The 15,386-nt window shown below is 35.5% G+C and carries 15 protein-coding genes; 2 read left to right on the top strand and 13 right to left on the bottom strand.

All coding sequences use genetic code 11. From position 1 onward, the window contains the following. Positions 1–4: 4 nt before the first annotated feature. Complete coding sequence (locus tag BBI01_RS09025; RefSeq protein WP_065394809.1) at positions 5–1,480, bottom strand: hybrid sensor histidine kinase/response regulator; 1,476 nt, start codon at positions 1,478–1,480, stop codon at positions 5–7. Positions 1,481–1,675: 195 nt separating this feature from the next. Here BBI01_RS09025 and BBI01_RS09015 point away from each other — a divergent pair, with 195 nt between their 5' ends. Beyond that, positions 1,676–2,293 carry a Crp/Fnr family transcriptional regulator gene (locus tag BBI01_RS09015; RefSeq protein WP_228393967.1) on the top strand — a complete coding sequence of 206 codons (618 nt, stop codon included), beginning with the start codon at positions 1,676–1,678 and terminating at the stop codon, positions 2,291–2,293. Positions 2,294–2,433: 140 nt separating this feature from the next. Here BBI01_RS09015 and BBI01_RS09010 read toward each other — a convergent pair whose 3' ends face one another. The 9 genes from BBI01_RS09010 to BBI01_RS08970 all read right to left on the bottom strand — a co-directional run bounded on the left by BBI01_RS09010 (position 2,434) and on the right by BBI01_RS08970 (position 8,714). After that, positions 2,434–2,733, bottom strand: a complete 300-nt coding sequence (locus BBI01_RS09010; RefSeq protein ID WP_083190062.1) for a hypothetical protein — start codon at positions 2,731–2,733, stop codon at positions 2,434–2,436. A gap of 161 nt (positions 2,734–2,894) precedes the next feature. Further along, positions 2,895–3,485, bottom strand: coding sequence for a GTP cyclohydrolase II (gene ribA, locus BBI01_RS09005; protein WP_065394348.1), 591 nt, complete (start codon positions 3,483–3,485; stop codon positions 2,895–2,897). Between the two features lie 24 nt (positions 3,486–3,509). Continuing rightward, positions 3,510–4,058 (bottom strand): lipocalin family protein, encoded by a 549-nt coding sequence (locus tag BBI01_RS09000; protein WP_065394347.1) that lies wholly within the window; start codon positions 4,056–4,058, stop codon positions 3,510–3,512. Next, positions 4,048–4,737 (bottom strand): lycopene cyclase domain-containing protein, encoded by a 690-nt coding sequence (locus BBI01_RS08995; RefSeq protein WP_065394346.1) that lies wholly within the window; start codon positions 4,735–4,737, stop codon positions 4,048–4,050. The genes BBI01_RS09000 and BBI01_RS08995 overlap by 11 nt, the downstream gene beginning before the upstream one ends. Then, positions 4,734–5,186 carry a sterol desaturase family protein gene (locus tag BBI01_RS08990; RefSeq protein WP_065394345.1) on the bottom strand — a complete coding sequence of 151 codons (453 nt, stop codon included), beginning with the start codon at positions 5,184–5,186 and terminating at the stop codon, positions 4,734–4,736. Before BBI01_RS08990 ends, BBI01_RS08995 begins: the two co-directional genes overlap by 4 nt. A 1-nt stretch (position 5,187) precedes the next feature. After that, positions 5,188–5,655, bottom strand: a complete 468-nt coding sequence (locus BBI01_RS08985; RefSeq protein WP_065394344.1) for an SRPBCC family protein — start codon at positions 5,653–5,655, stop codon at positions 5,188–5,190. Positions 5,656–5,712: 57 nt separating this feature from the next. Next, on the bottom strand, positions 5,713–6,549 hold the full coding sequence (locus BBI01_RS08980; protein ID WP_065394343.1) for a phytoene/squalene synthase family protein: 837 nt from the start codon (positions 6,547–6,549) through the stop codon (positions 5,713–5,715). Between the two features lies 1 nt (position 6,550). After that, positions 6,551–8,041: a bifunctional phytoene desaturase/3,4-desaturase gene (crtID, locus tag BBI01_RS08975; RefSeq protein ID WP_065394342.1), complete on the bottom strand. Its 1,491-nt coding sequence runs from the start codon at positions 8,039–8,041 to the stop codon at positions 6,551–6,553. Between the two features lie 43 nt (positions 8,042–8,084). Beyond that, positions 8,085–8,714 carry a MarR family winged helix-turn-helix transcriptional regulator gene (locus tag BBI01_RS08970; protein ID WP_228393966.1) on the bottom strand — a complete coding sequence of 210 codons (630 nt, stop codon included), beginning with the start codon at positions 8,712–8,714 and terminating at the stop codon, positions 8,085–8,087. Between the two features lie 569 nt (positions 8,715–9,283). Here BBI01_RS08970 and BBI01_RS08965 point away from each other — a divergent pair. Then, positions 9,284–10,519 (top strand): YaiO family outer membrane beta-barrel protein, encoded by a 1,236-nt coding sequence (locus BBI01_RS08965; RefSeq protein WP_065394341.1) that lies wholly within the window; start codon positions 9,284–9,286, stop codon positions 10,517–10,519. Here BBI01_RS08965 and BBI01_RS08960 read toward each other — a convergent pair. From BBI01_RS08960 to BBI01_RS08950, 3 genes are read right to left on the bottom strand one after another with little or no spacing between them, the layout of a single operon-like run. After that, positions 10,516–13,953, bottom strand: coding sequence for a sulfatase-like hydrolase/transferase (locus tag BBI01_RS08960; protein ID WP_065394340.1), 3,438 nt, complete (start codon positions 13,951–13,953; stop codon positions 10,516–10,518). The genes BBI01_RS08965 and BBI01_RS08960 overlap by 4 nt on opposite strands. Beyond that, on the bottom strand, positions 13,947–15,014 hold the full coding sequence (locus BBI01_RS08955) for a HEAT repeat domain-containing protein (RefSeq protein ID WP_065394339.1): 1,068 nt from the start codon (positions 15,012–15,014) through the stop codon (positions 13,947–13,949). Before BBI01_RS08955 ends, BBI01_RS08960 begins: the two co-directional genes overlap by 7 nt. Before the next feature lie 9 nt (positions 15,015–15,023). Next, a complete protein-coding gene (locus BBI01_RS08950) occupies positions 15,024–15,380 on the bottom strand; it encodes a response regulator transcription factor (protein ID WP_065394338.1) in 357 nt (118 codons plus the stop codon). Positions 15,381–15,386 lie beyond the last annotated feature (6 nt).

Genomic DNA, 15,386 nt, shown 5'->3' with positions numbered 1-15,386 from the left:
AAAATTAATTTAAAGGTAGAGTAAAATAAAAGGTAGAGCCTTCGTTTACGATACTGGAAACCCCCACACTCCCATGATGCTGCTTGATAATCTCAGCACATATAAACAATCCGATTCCCATTCCCTGGAACTGCAATGATGATTCTTCTACTCTATAGAATTTTTTAAATACAGCATCCTGTTTAAAATCAGGGATTCCAATACCAAAGTCTGTTACATTTACTCTTACTTCCTGAGCTTCTTTATCTACAAATGTTGTTACAATTACCTGATTATTGTCAGGGGAATATTTAATAGCATTTGTCAGAAAATTAATGAGCACCTGCTCAATGCGAATCTCATCCAATGGAATTAAAATATCTGGTTTTGTTCCGTGGCGCTCTATTCTAACCTGTTGCTCGTCATGGGTCTGTAATATCGTTTCCACCGCATTACTGATAACGCTTTCCAGGTTAACGGGCTTTTTGTTAATTTTGAGTTTGCCATTTTCAATTTTTGACACATCCAATAGATCAGTAATTAGGGTATTGAGTTTTTCAATTTGCCCCTGAACTTTAGTAACAAATCCTGCTTCCGGACTTTCTTTATCTAGTTTCAGCTTTCTTTCCAAGAGCTGAACATATGCTTTAATACTGGTTAAAGGAGTTTTCAATTCATGGCTTGCAATACTTAAAAATTCGTCTTTTTCCTTTTCTACTTTTTTCTGATCATCAATATCAGTAAATGTTCCTACCCAGTTTTTAATATGATTTTCATCGTATACCGGAGTTATTCTCAGCAAATGGTAACGGTATTTACCTGAGACAATATTTTTAATTCTGATTTCTAATTCCAGAGCTTTTCCTTTCTTTCTGCACCTTTCTAATTCTTCCTTTATATCACGATCATCAGGATGTGTTTCAGGGAAACTTTGTTCATTGCCAGAATATTGGTGCCATTTACCATTCACAAAATCCACAATTCCGTCTTCATTAAGGGTAAATGCAATTTGAGGAAGAGATTCTAACATGAGATGAAAATGATCCAGCTGAGATTTCATGGTAACCTGAGATTCCCGTCGTCCTTTCACTTCAAGTTCGAGATTCTGCTGTGTTTTTTTCATCGCAAGGTTCTGCTCCTGAAGATTATAGAACGTTTTTACTTTAAGTAAAAGTATTTCGGGATCTACTGGTTTGGTAACGTAATCTTTAGCACCGGAAGCATAACCTTGCGTGATAAATTTTTTATCTGTATTGACTGCTGATAAAAATATAATGGGTACATCTTTCGTTTTGCTGTAATCTGAAAGGGTTTCTGCAACTTCAAAGCCGTCCATATCGGGCATCTGAACATCTAAAATGATTAAGGCATATTCATTTTTCAGCGCTTTACCAAGAGCCTCTTCACCGGAACTGGCCGTTTCGACCTGAAAGTCCTTAGATTCAAGTAATTTCTGGAGTGAATAAAGGTTACTTTGGTTGTCATCAACAATTAAAATCATAGAAGTTAAAATCAATAATTAGTTACGGATACTTTAGCTTCAAAAATACTCACAATATTTCGAAAAACAGTAATTTTTAAAGGATAATCCTTAATAATTCCATACCACATTTTACATGAAAAAAAATCAATGGCACAAGGATTGAAACTGTTATAGTATTTTAAGAAAAACGGCTCTAATTTCAAAAAACAGACTATGAAAAAAACAATAAGCTGCATGAATATTGATCTGCAGATTCTTTATTCATTCGGAGGTGAAACCGTAATGTATAAACCTAAGGATTTCATTTTCAAAGAAGGTGAAAATTCGCAGTACTATTTCCAGATTATCAGCGGGAAAGTAAAGCTGAATACCTATACTGAAAGCGGGAAAGAATTTATTCATAATATCCTGGGCAAAAATCAAAGTTTTGGAGACCCGCTACTTTTTATCGAAAAAGCTTACCCCACCAATGCCGTAAGTTTACAGACCACAGAATTGGTGAGGATCCCTAAAAATAGTTTCATAGAAATGATTAAAGCCCACCCGGATCTTTCCCTGGAAATGAATATGTGCTTATCTCAAAGATTATATTATAACAGTCTAATGGTACGTGATATGGCGTCAGCAGATCCTATACAGCGTCTTAGAGGCTTATTGGATTATCTGAAAAGTTATCATGATGGAGACTGCCAACAGTGTTTTCCTATAGAACTTACTCGCCAGCAAATTGCTGACCTTACCGGATTACGGGTTGAAACAGTGATCAGAACGATTAAAAAAATGGTTAATCAGGAAATTGTAAAACTGGAAGGTCGCAAAATTTTATACTAAAATTTGATTTTTTCATCTACTACCTTGTATTGAAAACCTACTGACTAACGAAAAATAGAATATAAATAAACCATTAAAAATACAAACAATGACCGGAACCTTACGGCAACGGTCATTGACTATTAAACTAACTTAATGCATTAATTGGTTTTCTTTCTCCATTCTGCTTTTACATCTTCAGCGGCATCTTTTGTTTTTTCCCATGCATCGTCCGCTTTGTCTTTAATATCTTCCCATGCATCTGAAACATTTGATTTCACTCGATCTAACCAGTCTTCCTGAGTAGCTTCCTGATCATTATCTCTTTTTTCATTAATATAATCTTTCGCTTTGTCCGCTAATTCACTGATTTTCCATTTTGCATTATCAGCTGCATTTTTTAAAGAATTTTCTGTTTCATTAACTGCATTTTCCGCTTTGTTGTAATCTGAATTGTTCATAATATAATATTTTAATAATTGGTATATAAATAAACAATGTTTATGCCTAAAAGAATATTTAAAATGTTAAATTGTCTTAAAATATCAAATTACCATTTAGCTATTTATTGTACATCAACCTATTCACCTCATATTCAAATCCATACCAAATGTATAAGACTTTATATCTTCTCCAAAAGGTGACCAAAATAATCTTTTTTCTTCATGAGATAATTTTGATTCATTTCATTAGAGTCAATTTCCAGAGGAATTCTGCTGTTGAGAATGATATTACTGTTCTCAACAGATTTGATCTTGTCGGGGTTATTAGTTAATAAATTTATCTCTTTTATCTTTAAAATATCGAGCATCTCAATAGCTATATCAAAGTTTCTTCCATCTGCCAGGAGTCCGAGCTTCAAATTGGCTTCAACGGTATCCAATCCTTTTTCCTGAAGTCCGTAAGCCCTAAGTTTGTTGATAATTCCAATATTTCTTCCTTCCTGACGGAGGTAAACAATCACCCCTCCTTTTTCAGACATGTATTTCATAGCAGCATCCAGTTGTTGCCCGCATTCACATTTTTTGGAATGAAAAACTTCCCCTGTAATACACTCTGAATGGAAACGTACATTTACTGGTTTGGTAAAATCTGTATTCTCTGCAATCCAAACCAAATGAGGACTCCAGTCTTCTTCTCTTTCTGAAAATGCATATACCGTGAAGATGCCGTAATCTGTAGGTATTTTTGATTCTGCTTGTATTTTGAGCATTTTTTCTTTTTTAAAGTTATATCATTATTGATCGAACGGACTTTTTTTGTCCTGTTTTACCCATATTAATTTTGATGTATCATAACCGATTTCCTGGGCTTTGGTGATAAAAGCCTGTTTTATATTCTCCGGAATAGTCTTTTCACGGGAAAGAATCCAGAGATAATCTAAGTTTTTACCTGCAACCAGTGCATATTTGTAATCATTCAGAGCAACTACATTATATCCGGCATAGAAAGGTCCGAAAAAACTCACCTTCAAGGCTGCAATATCTTTCTCTCCTCTGAATTTAGCTGTACCATTGACAGAAACCCATTTATTCTTTTTAAAATTATATCCGCTATTGACTACCTTTACACTTCCATCTGCGTTAAGGCTATACTCAGCCATTGCATTATCAAGGTCTTTCTCAAAGCGATAATCGAATCTTGCGATTTCATACCATGTTCCTAAATACCGATTGACATCAAACTGTCCGACAGGCTGTGCTTTTTCAGGCATAGTGGAACAGGATATTATACTGTTCAGCAATAAAAAGCTTAATAATACTGTAAGAATTATTCTATTTTTCATTTTCAGTTATTTTTTTAAAGAAATAAATATTGAGTAAAAACTGGCTATAGCCATAAACAGCATCTTCTAAAGGGATTGTTCCCATTCTAATTCCTAAAAAGTCACCAGGATTATAATTAACAACCGGCGATGGAATTAAAGAGCCCGTCAAGATTCCATTCACTGCAAAAAAGCCGGGCATCAGAACCAGATACACAAAACTGGCTTTCCCTATCCATTCTTTTTGAGCGATAAAATGCAGGTAGCCAAGTGTAACTATCGTTACCATTACCGTCAACAAAGTATATATTCTTTCATTGTACAGAAGCCCTACAACTCCAAGAACAATGAAAGACGTAAATACAATGAGATTGTTTAAACCATCAGTCCATCTAAGAGTAAAATATTTTTCCAGGCAATAATAAGTAAAAACACAGGCGAAAGGAATACAGTAAAAAAACAGCCACTCCTCTATGGGAAGCCCCGCTATTTTAAATCCTAAGGTATACTTTAGATCAAACCACCAGACTCCTTTAGCCGTGAACCAAATATCCCAGGCAATAAAAGGAATTGCGACAATAGTGGATGAGAGCAGAAATTTCCCAAAAAGTCTATTAAACTGTATTCTTCCGTCGAAAGAAGCCAAAAAGCAGATGATTACAGTAAAAAAGTTAATCAATATGTAAGTATAAGGCATCATTTTTTATTAAAATACATTTTAAAATATTTAACAGGAACCCACAAAAAACCAAAACATTCCCCATCTTCTTTGCCCAGATGTTTGTGATGTTGTTTATGAGCACGTCTGATGGCAAGTAAATACGGATTCTTTGTTTGGGTAAAAATCTTTACCCTCTGATGGATAAAAATATCGTGTACAAAAAAATAGGACATTCCGTAAAGGCTTATTCCAAGACCGGTAAAAAACCAATAACTAAAATTCTGTTGTACTCCCAGATATAATAAAGCAATAGCCGGAGTTGCAAAAATGAAAAAGAACCAATCATTTCTTTCAAGTTTCCCGTTGTGGCTATGATCATGATGGTCCCGGTGCAGAATCCACAGAAAGCCGTGCATAATATACCGGTGGATCAGCCACGTAGCCCCTTCCATGGAAATAAATACACCTAAAACGATCAAAACATTCATTTTAATTATGCTTATTATTAAAAAGATTATTTAAAACCCTGTATCTGAAATCAAAAATGCTTTTAAGCTTTTCTTTTACAAACAGCTGATGGGCTATTTTTCCTAAAATCCCTAGCGGAAGTTCATAGTCTACCGTATCTTTCATGAGTACTCCATTTTCATTAGGAATAAATTCATGAAAATGATTCCAATACTTGTATGGACCTTCTTTCTGAAGGTCCGTAAAACTTTCATAATCTTTTACCTGGCTTATAATGGTCTTCCATTTCAACGGAATTCCAAGCAAAGGAGAGACTGTGTAATCTATTTCCATTCCTTTAAAAATAGGCTTATTCTTTACATCGGAAAGTACTATAAACCCCATACTCTCAGGAGTTATTTCCGATAAATTATGAGGAGATGAAAAAAAATCCCATGCTGTTTCAATACTGCAATTCAATTGTTGCTCTCTGTATAATCTGTACATCATTTATTTTTATTGATCGTTAAACATTACACAAAATCATTTTTAACCCGGAATTTACTGTTAGAAATAAGCAGATTTGTAACGGATATAGCTTTTGAATGCAACCAGCAGCTTTTGCGAATTGGCAATTCTTATTCTTTGCTGAAGCATATTTTGTGAACTTGTTTTCTTTATTTTTTCAAAAAGGGAAAGGTAATACCTGTAAGCAAGATAGACTCCGAAAATGGATGAGCCCGGCAGTTTTTTAATCCCCTGCAATGCTTCTTTGAATTCTTCATCAATCTCCTTTTCAATCCGGGTTTTCACTGTATTATCAAAGACTGACATATTCAGAGATGGAAAGTAGGTCCTTCCTAAAATCTGATAATCATCCTTCAGATCCCGTAAGAAATTAACTTTTTGAAAAGCAGATCCCAACTTCATCGCGAACGGTTTAAGCTTCTCATATTGCTGTTTATTGCCTTCTGTAAATATCTGCAGGCACATCAGTCCCACCACTTCCGCAGATCCATAGATATATTCTTTATACAATTCGGAATTATAATCAATTTTATGAAGATCCATTTCCATGCTGTGCAGAAACTTATCAATCAGATGTCTGTCAATCTCATACTGCCGAACTATTTCCTGAAATGAATGCAAAATAGGATTGAGTGATATGCCATCTTCTAATGCCTCATAAGTTTCAGTCTTTAATCTCTTCAGAAGCTTTTCTTTATCATACCCATGAAAGCTATCTACAATTTCATCCGCCAGACGAACATACCCGTAAACAGCATAAACTGCAGGTCTGATGGAAGGCTTCAACGCCAGTATTCCTAATGAAAAACTGGTACTGTATTTTTGCGTAGTGTACTTACTGACTTCGTAAGACAATTCATCAAACAGTTTTTTCATATTATTTTATTTTTAGTTTACTCACTTCACCCGCTACAATTTTTCCGGAAATTATTGACGGGGGAACACCAGGTCCCGGAACCGTTAACTGCCCAGTATAAAAAAGATTCCTGAGCTTTCTGTTTTTGATCTTAGGCTTTAAAACTGCTGTCTGTGATAAAGTATTGGATAATCCGTAGGCATTACCCTCATAAGCATTATAATCGGAAATAAAATCGCTTACACAATAGCTTCTTTTATATTCAATTCTGGAAATAAGATCAGTTTCACCGGTATGCTTTTCAATTCTTTCAAGCATTTCCATCAAATATTTTTCTCTGATGGATTCCTCATCATGTATTCCAGTTGCAAGAGGTAATAACAAAAACAGATTCTCACAACCTTCTGGAGCTACCTCCGGATCTGTTTTAGAAGGGCTACAGGTATAAAAAAGAGGTTTGGCAGGCCATTTCTTATTTTTATAAATACAATCTATATGATTGTCCAGATTATTTTCAAAGAACAGGGTATGATGTTTTAAATGAGCAATTTTTCCCCTGATCCCCAGATAATAAATAAGACAAGAGGGAGCAAAGGTTCTGGTTTTCCAATATACTTTGTTGTAGTTTCTAAGAGATTTTGGGAGTAATGTTTCCGTATGATAATAATCTGATGAGGCGATTACTGCATCAAATTCATACGTTTCATCATTTACTGTTATGGAAGATATCGTTCCATTTTTTGTATTGATTCCCTGTACTTCGTGATTAAAATGAAAGGTTACCCCTTGTCTTTGTGCCACTTCCTTCATTGCAAGAACAAGCTGATAAAAACCTCCCATAGGATATTTTGTTCCCAAAACATAACCTCCGTAATTCATCAAACTGTAAAGAGCCGGAATACGTTGCGGGGAAGCACCAAGAAATATAACCGGAAATTCCATCAGAGATTTTAGTTTGGGATCAGTAAAATAACCTGAAACGTATTTTCTGAAATTACTTAAAAGATCAAGTTTCAGTGCACTTCCAGCTATTTTTAAAGAAGCAAATTCCAGCCAGTTATAACAAGGTTTTGTTACAAAGTCTTTCATGCCCACCTCATACTTGAATTGAGCAGAACGCATAAATTGGTCATATTTTTTAGCTGCTCCGGGTTCAATTTTTTCAAATAGTTTACGGATACCTTCATTTTTTTCAGGAATTGAAATTTTTTCTTCTGAAAAAACCATTTCAAACTGAGGGTCTAAAGAAACAAGATTAAAGAAATCAGACACTTTATAGCCAAAATCACTGAAAAAGCTTTCGATAATATCAGGCATCCAGTACCAGCTGGGTCCCATATCGAACACATATCCTTCTTTTGTCTTAAATTGTCGTGCCCGCCCTCCTGGCTGCTGATGCTTCTCAAATACATGTACTTCATTTCCAGATTTTGCAGCATATGCAGCAGCAGAAAGCCCGGAAAATCCAGAACCGATGACAGCAATTTTCTTTCTTACGTTTCCAGTATTCATTGTTATTTATTTAATAGTTTATCAGATAGTTTTATCTGTGTCATTAATTCAATTTTTTAAACACAACATCCAACAAATCATTAGAATTCATATGCAACCGATAAAAAGAATCATGAAATTCATCCAGTTTAGAGAGTATAGCGATGAGCAGCATTTGTTCAGAGGGGTTCAGATTTCCCACTACCACTCTTGAAGCTTTACGGATCTCCTCTCTGTGCTGCTCCAGTACAATTAGCCCGTTCTCAGTTATCTGAATATATTTCTTTCTTTTATCTTTTAAACAAATAGTCTGCTCAGCCCAGCCATTACGGATTAAACGGTTAATAATCAACATACCTGAAGACTTCTCAGTTACATTATGTCTTATGAGCTCCATTTTTGTCATAGCTCCCATGGTTTTCAGGCTTATCAGATAAATAAAATCATCTTGGCTTGAAAAAACGGAATTACCAATTGACCGGGAGTAGATTTTTGCATACCTCCCCATTCTTATCAATAAAGTATTGATGATACTATCAGAGCTTCTTCCTAATTCTTTTCCGAACCAATCAGGTTCTTCTATAGAATCATTCTTATGTGAAACATTTAGCCATTCTGTAAACCCCTGCAGATCGTTGCTATATATACATTTTCCTTCATTCTGCTCTATAAATTGCTGAACGAGGTCAACCATTGATTTTAGAAGATCAAAATTCACATCAATCAAATTAGTATACAAATATACTTATTAAAGTTTATAAATATACTTTTGATTTACTTTATTTTATATCCAAGAATTAATTAAATTTTTAATCCGTTCATTTACAATAAGAAAAATAAAAAATCCGTCTTTCTACAGACAGGTCATAAGAATCGTTAATATATTAAAAGAAGTATATTAATAACCTTAAATTTATTTTATTCTAGAGCCATATTAAAAATGCCTGGTTTTATATATAATATAAAACCAGGGCTTACTCTAAAAAAAATTATTAAATAAAGGTTTATAAGGTATTGTAAAATCAAGGCAGTGATTTAGTAATGGTATTTAGGCTTACAAAGCGAATATATTCGCGGATCAAGAACTACTTTAACATAGATTTCTAACTTTTTATCAAAAAATTTCATTATAAATACCTCTTATCTATTTTTTATATAATAATAATCTTAAAAAGATATTTTTTAATGAATAATCTCTGGGTAGTGAGGTAAAAGTTCAATATATTTGTGATGCTAGATGCAGTTCATTAATAATAAACCTCGATGAAAAGATATCCTACCTTTTTATTAGTATTACTTTTTCCACTTACTATGTATAGCCAGCAGAATCTTACTGCTGATGAATTGTTTGTTAAAGCCCGTACCACGGCTTTCGAGCAGAAAGATTATATTACATCTATTGCACTGGCAAAAGAGGCATTGGAAAAAGCTCCCAATTATACCGATATATCAGTTTTTCTCGGAAGGCTATATACCTGGAATAAGGATCTGCCTGCAGCAAGAACCGTGTTTGAAGAACTCGCAAAAAGAGATGTTCAGGATGAAGATTATTTTCTGGCGTATGCTTCATTGGAATACTGGAATGATCAGAATAAAAAGGCTATCGAAATTATAGATAAAGGGCTTTCCTATCATTCTAAATCGGAGGCTTTGCTACTGCTAAAGGCAAAAGTATATTTTGGAATGGATAGCTATGAGGAAGCTGACAAAGCAGTAACAACTCTTTTATCTATTCATCCCAAAAACACAGAAGCAAGGGCTCTTGCAGTAAGGATCAAGGATTTGTCTTCTAAAAATGCTGTTGGAATTATTTACAATTATTCCCATTTTGACAAACAGTTTGATAATGACTGGCATATCGTAGGGGTAAGCTACAAAAGGATTACTCCTATTGGTTCTGTAATTCTTCGTGGTAACTATGCGAACAAGTTTGCACAAAGCGGTACACAGATTGAGCTGGAAGCGTATCCAAGACTTTCCAAAATGTTCTATCTATATGTAGGTGGAGGGTATTCTGATGATGTAGGTCTGTTTCCGAAATACCGCACCGGAGTTTCCCTGAATGCCAATCTTCCTCACAGTTTTGAGGCAGAATTAGGCTACCGTCAGCTTCACTTCAGCAATAATATCTGGATGTATACTGCTGCTGTAGGAAAGTATTATAAAAATTTCTGGTTCAATCTTCGTACTTATATAACGCCTGACAGCAAAAACATTTCCCATTCTTATACAGGAACGGTTCGTTATTATACTAAAGGAGCTCAGGACTATTTTGCTTTTCAGATCGGAACCGGGATAAGCCCGGAAGAATTCCGAAATAACCTTCTGGGAAATGAAACTTTCAAGCTTAAAACCTTTAAAGTAGGTGCTGAGTATAATTTTTCTTATCGTTCCGTCAATCTTTTTTCCGTGGGAACAATGTATTACAATCAGGAATTCCGTCCGGGTGAGAAAGGAAATCAGTTTGATGTTACTTTAGGCTATACCCGAAAGTTTTAAAACTTTGACTTTGTTTTTTTCTTAAAATTGATCATTACTGAATCCGGCATTAGTTTTTTCGTGGAATAAAACTGAGCATTCATGCTTTTATACTGATTGAACCTGCCGTTGATTTTACTCATGGCTGAAGCATCATTAGAAGCATCTTCCTGCATGTCTTTAAGCGTGAAAAGCTGTCCGTCATGAATATAATACTTCTCAGAGACAAAATCAATAAGCTGGTTTTTACTTTGCATCATAGGGATTCCCGCATTACTGATTTCAGAATCTGCTAAGAAACCTCTCCCAACCCATGTTACCGTAGAAGGGGTAGTAATTTTATAATTATTTCTGTAGTACGCTAAAATAGAAGGCGCAATATCAAAATGACTTACTGTTTTGTGAAAACGTTTTGATTCTTTTAATAAGGGTGAATAAATTAATAAGGGCACATGGAACCTGTCAATTTTAGATTCTAAGGTAATTTCAGGCATACTGTGATCTCCTGTAATAACGAAAATGGTATTTTTGAAATCCGGACGTTTGCTGTAATTTTCAAAAAATCCTTTTATAGCATCATCAGCATTCAATACCGAGATGAGTTGATCTTTTTGAGCAATTGCCCATTTTTTCTGTTCCGGAGTTAAAATCCCGGAGTTAAGTCTTTGGTTGTACAGCTTTTCATAATAATCCTTATTGTTTATTAAAAAAGGATTGTGTGTTGAAAGCGTAAGTATCATATTGAAATACGGCTGATTCTGTGGTTTTTGCTGCTGCAGCATTTTACTGAAAACAGCCTGATCTTCATATCCCCAGCTTTCTCCGTTGTTGGCTGGAAGCTTACGGTAAGGACTACTGAAGGAAGCTTCATCTACAATATGATCTACCCCACTATATTTCAGAAACTCACGATAGCGGTCAAATGATACATGACCTCCGTAATAAAATCCTGTTTCAAAACCATTCGCCTTCAGAATATTATAAAGGTTGAAATTCTCCGGTGTTTTTTCTATTTCAAGGAAGCCGTTCTTTCCGAAAGGAAGTGATCCTGTTAATGATGGCAATGCTCCAAATGTTCTTCCTGCTGAGCTTAAACTGTTTTCCCAATACAACCCTTTATTGGATAAAGAATCAAGATAAGGGGTAAAATTACCGATATATCCTTTCGGAGATGTGTAGGCATGTCCGAAACCTTCCATCACAAGAAAAACAAGATTAGGAACCTTTTCTGATGTATTCATATAAGATCCCAGGAAATCCGAGGTATTTTCTTTTCTCCAGAACGGAAAGTTTTTATCGATCATTTCTGCATTGGCAGTAAAATCATCGTTCCCACTCAGCAGGTCATTCAGTTCCGGGTGATCACTTATGAAATTGTCTTCATTGGATTTAAAGAAATAAGCCCATTTACTTTTTGAAGCATTTTGCTTAAATTCACTCTCAGAACTCAGAGCTTTCCCTCCTATTATATTGGAAGGAATAAAGAATGCTGCCAAACCAAAAATGAATAGTACTATTGCCGGATAGATTGATTTTAAAGCTGTTTTACCTGCAATCCATAACGGAACAAGTGAACCTGTTATTAAAATCCCCAGTAAAGCAAAGTTTTTAAAATTAAGCATTCCACTTGCCTGCAAAATCTGCTTCATCTCCTCTTTACTGTAGTATAAAATGTCCGCCCCAAGTACGTTACGGCTTTCAGAAAAATAAAGGAATAAAATATATTGAGTAACTGCTACAATCACCAGGGTTAGCATTCCCAGGATTCTTGCCCAGCCTTCTTTGATAAAATTAATGATCAGATATAAAATTCCAACCCAGAATGTCAGTTGAAGTGCAAATACAATATTTTCAAAGAAAAGATGACCAATAATGGCTGATGTTTCAAATTTAGGAAAGGTATATTGATACCGTAATGATTCTGCGATGACTCCTATTAAAAATAAGGCAAAGAACACCAACGCCAACATTCCCCACTTTTTGAGCCCTGCCTGAAGTATAGCGTATATTCTTTCTTTCAGAGGCAAATGTTGTGTGCTTTGATTAAAACCCTGTCTTGTCATTTCGCCCCAGCCGTGGGATTTTTTGAAATAATCTATAAACCCATTAACCCCTGCTTTTACCACAATTGGATGAAAATAAAAAGGCTCGGAAAAAGCTGTAAAAATTAATTTAAGAAAGTCTTTTCTTTTGGTATACACCTGATGACTTACCAGATCCACCAGTATTGCGTAAATAGAATAGAGGAATCCCATTGAAATAACGAGGGCAAACAGTACCATAAAGAACGGCCAGTTGATAATTCCCAGAACTAAAAAGATGATAAAGATAATATATCCTGAAAATTCGATAAGCGGACCCAGAAATTCGAAAAAGAACCAATAGGGAAGACTGATCATTCCCAGTTTTTTATACTTCGGATTGAACATCATTTTGCGGTGTTTCCATAGGGTTTCCATGGTACCGCGCATCCATCTGTTTCTTTGTTTTCTGAGAATATCTTTGGATTCGGGAACTTCAGTCCAGCATAGAGGATCCGGAATGGTGAGTACTTCATAAGGTTCATTTTTTTCCTCCATATACTTTCTCATTCTTACCACCAGCTCCATGTCCTCTCCCACTGTGTTTTTATCATAACCGCCGCATGCCAGTACAATTTTTCTGTCAAATACTCCGAAAGCACCGGAGATGAGAATCAATCCTGAAGCTCTGGACCATGCCATACGCCCCAATACAAAAGCTCTTATATACTCCAATGCCTGTGTTCTTCCCAAAAGAGTTTTCGGCATATTGACACTTACAATTTTTCCATTTTCGATGACACAATTGTTAGCCAGACGAATGACTCCACCGCATGCAATGAACTTTTTGTCGGTTTGTTCCAGCATTGGTTTTGCTAGTTTTAAAATCGAATCCTGCTCAAGAATACAGTCAACATCAATGCAGACCAGATATTCACCGGAAGAAATATTGACACCGACATTTAAAGCATCTGCCTTTCCTCCATTTTCTTTATCAACAACAATCAGTTTTTTAAACGCCGGATTTTTACTTTTATAAACTCCTCTTACCGCATTGGTTTCTATTTTTCCCTGAATAAAATAAGCTACAGACTCAAGTTCGTATGCTTCGATCAGCTTCTGAATAGAATCATCCTTACTTCCGTCATTCACAATGATAATTTCCAGGTTATGATAGTAAAGGGATAAGAGGGAGCGTACATTTTCCACAATGGTCATTCCTTCATTATATGCCGGAGCAATAACGCTGAATACCGGCGCATTGGGATTTGCCGCAATGATGCTGTAATCTGTAAATGTATTTTCTTTTTTATAACGCAATACAGCACCAAGCGCATAAATTCCTATCCAGCCATAGATAAGAGTTACTGCTGTTCCGTAAACCAAAAACAGCCAGATAACAACTTCATAGATGATGTGTGAGAATTCTAACATACTTTTTCCTGTAATGCGTATTTAATAATTTGAATGAGTTCTTCAGAAGAGGTTTCTTTTTGAGATACTTCTGTCAGGTATTTTTGTTGGTTCAAAGCACACAAAGCTTCTGCAGCATGAACTTTTATCCCTGAATCACCATTGTTCAATAATTGATTTTTCAGAAAATCTGTACTGCATTGGTCTTTTGACTTTTTCATGACTTTCAGCATCTCTTTCTGCACTTCAACCGGTTGATCTGAATATATTCCCATAAGATGTTCAATGGTGGAAGAATTTTCCAATGATAATAAAGTTTGTACTGCTTGTACTCTTACGTCAACAGCAGGATGATCCAATAAATCAGTTACTACAGGATACAGAGATAATATCTGGAATTTTCTTAAAAGTTTAAGGGTAAAAATGACTACGGAATCATTAGAACTTTCCATCCAACTTTTAATACTGTCCTCTGAGTTCTCAGGAATGCGGGTGATCGAAATAAGCAGACGAAGCTGCTGCCATTCTGATATTCTGGAGGAAATACTGTTCAGGAAATGAAGACCTTCGAATCCTTTAAAATTTACCATCGCATACTGTGCCTCCTGATACACCTGAGCTGAAGGATGGGCTAAAAATGTAGAAATTTTTGGCAATGCTTCTTCCACTTGCATCGCTGTAAGCTCCTGTATTCCTCCTGCAATGATGTGTTCTTTCTTTTGATTGAGTTTTTTCAATGCTTCTTCCTGAAGACCATACTCCTGAAATAGGTCTTTAAGTTTATTTTGTGCTGCCCCGGAAAATTTTTTCTCAGATTCTGCCAGTTTCTGAAGGAATAGGTTTCTGAATAAAGGATTGCCGGAAGCCGCTGAAAAGCTAGTATCCGCAGACATTTCTTCCTCATCGTACACAATCACTTCCGAGATTTTTTTATTGATCACTTCAGACCATCTGAAGATCTGAACAGATTCTCTGTACTGATAAAAGCCATAAATAAGTACACCGATAATCAGTAACAGTACTAAGGATAGCATTCCCAGGAAAACTAGAAAAAGAAAATGTACAGAAGTGGTGAGAAACATGGCTTTAGTTTATTTTGAAGAAAATCTTTTTATTCTTAATATCAATTCATTGGGGCTGAATGGCTTCACAATAAAATCGGCTGCTCCGAGGTCAAAAGCATTCAGTACTACTTCTTCCTGCCCCATACTGGAAAGCATGATTACCGGTATCTGCTTACCCATGCTTTGAATGGCTGAAAGTATTTCAATTCCTGAGGCAAACGGCATCATAATATCTGTGATGGCCAGGTCTACCTCTTTGGTTTTAAGGGTTTCGATAGCGTCTTTCCCGTTTCGGGTCAGGATCACCTCGTGTCCTTCTTTTAATAATTTATGTTCAATCGTTTTTAGAATCAGTTCGTCGTCTTCGGCGATTAGAATCAGCATAATTTT

Source organism: Chryseobacterium artocarpi (assembly GCF_001684975.1).
GTDB lineage: Bacteria > Bacteroidota > Bacteroidia > Flavobacteriales > Weeksellaceae > Chryseobacterium > Chryseobacterium artocarpi.
The sequence above is the reverse complement of the archived record's forward strand: the minus strand, read 5'-3'. Positions and strand labels throughout refer to the sequence as shown.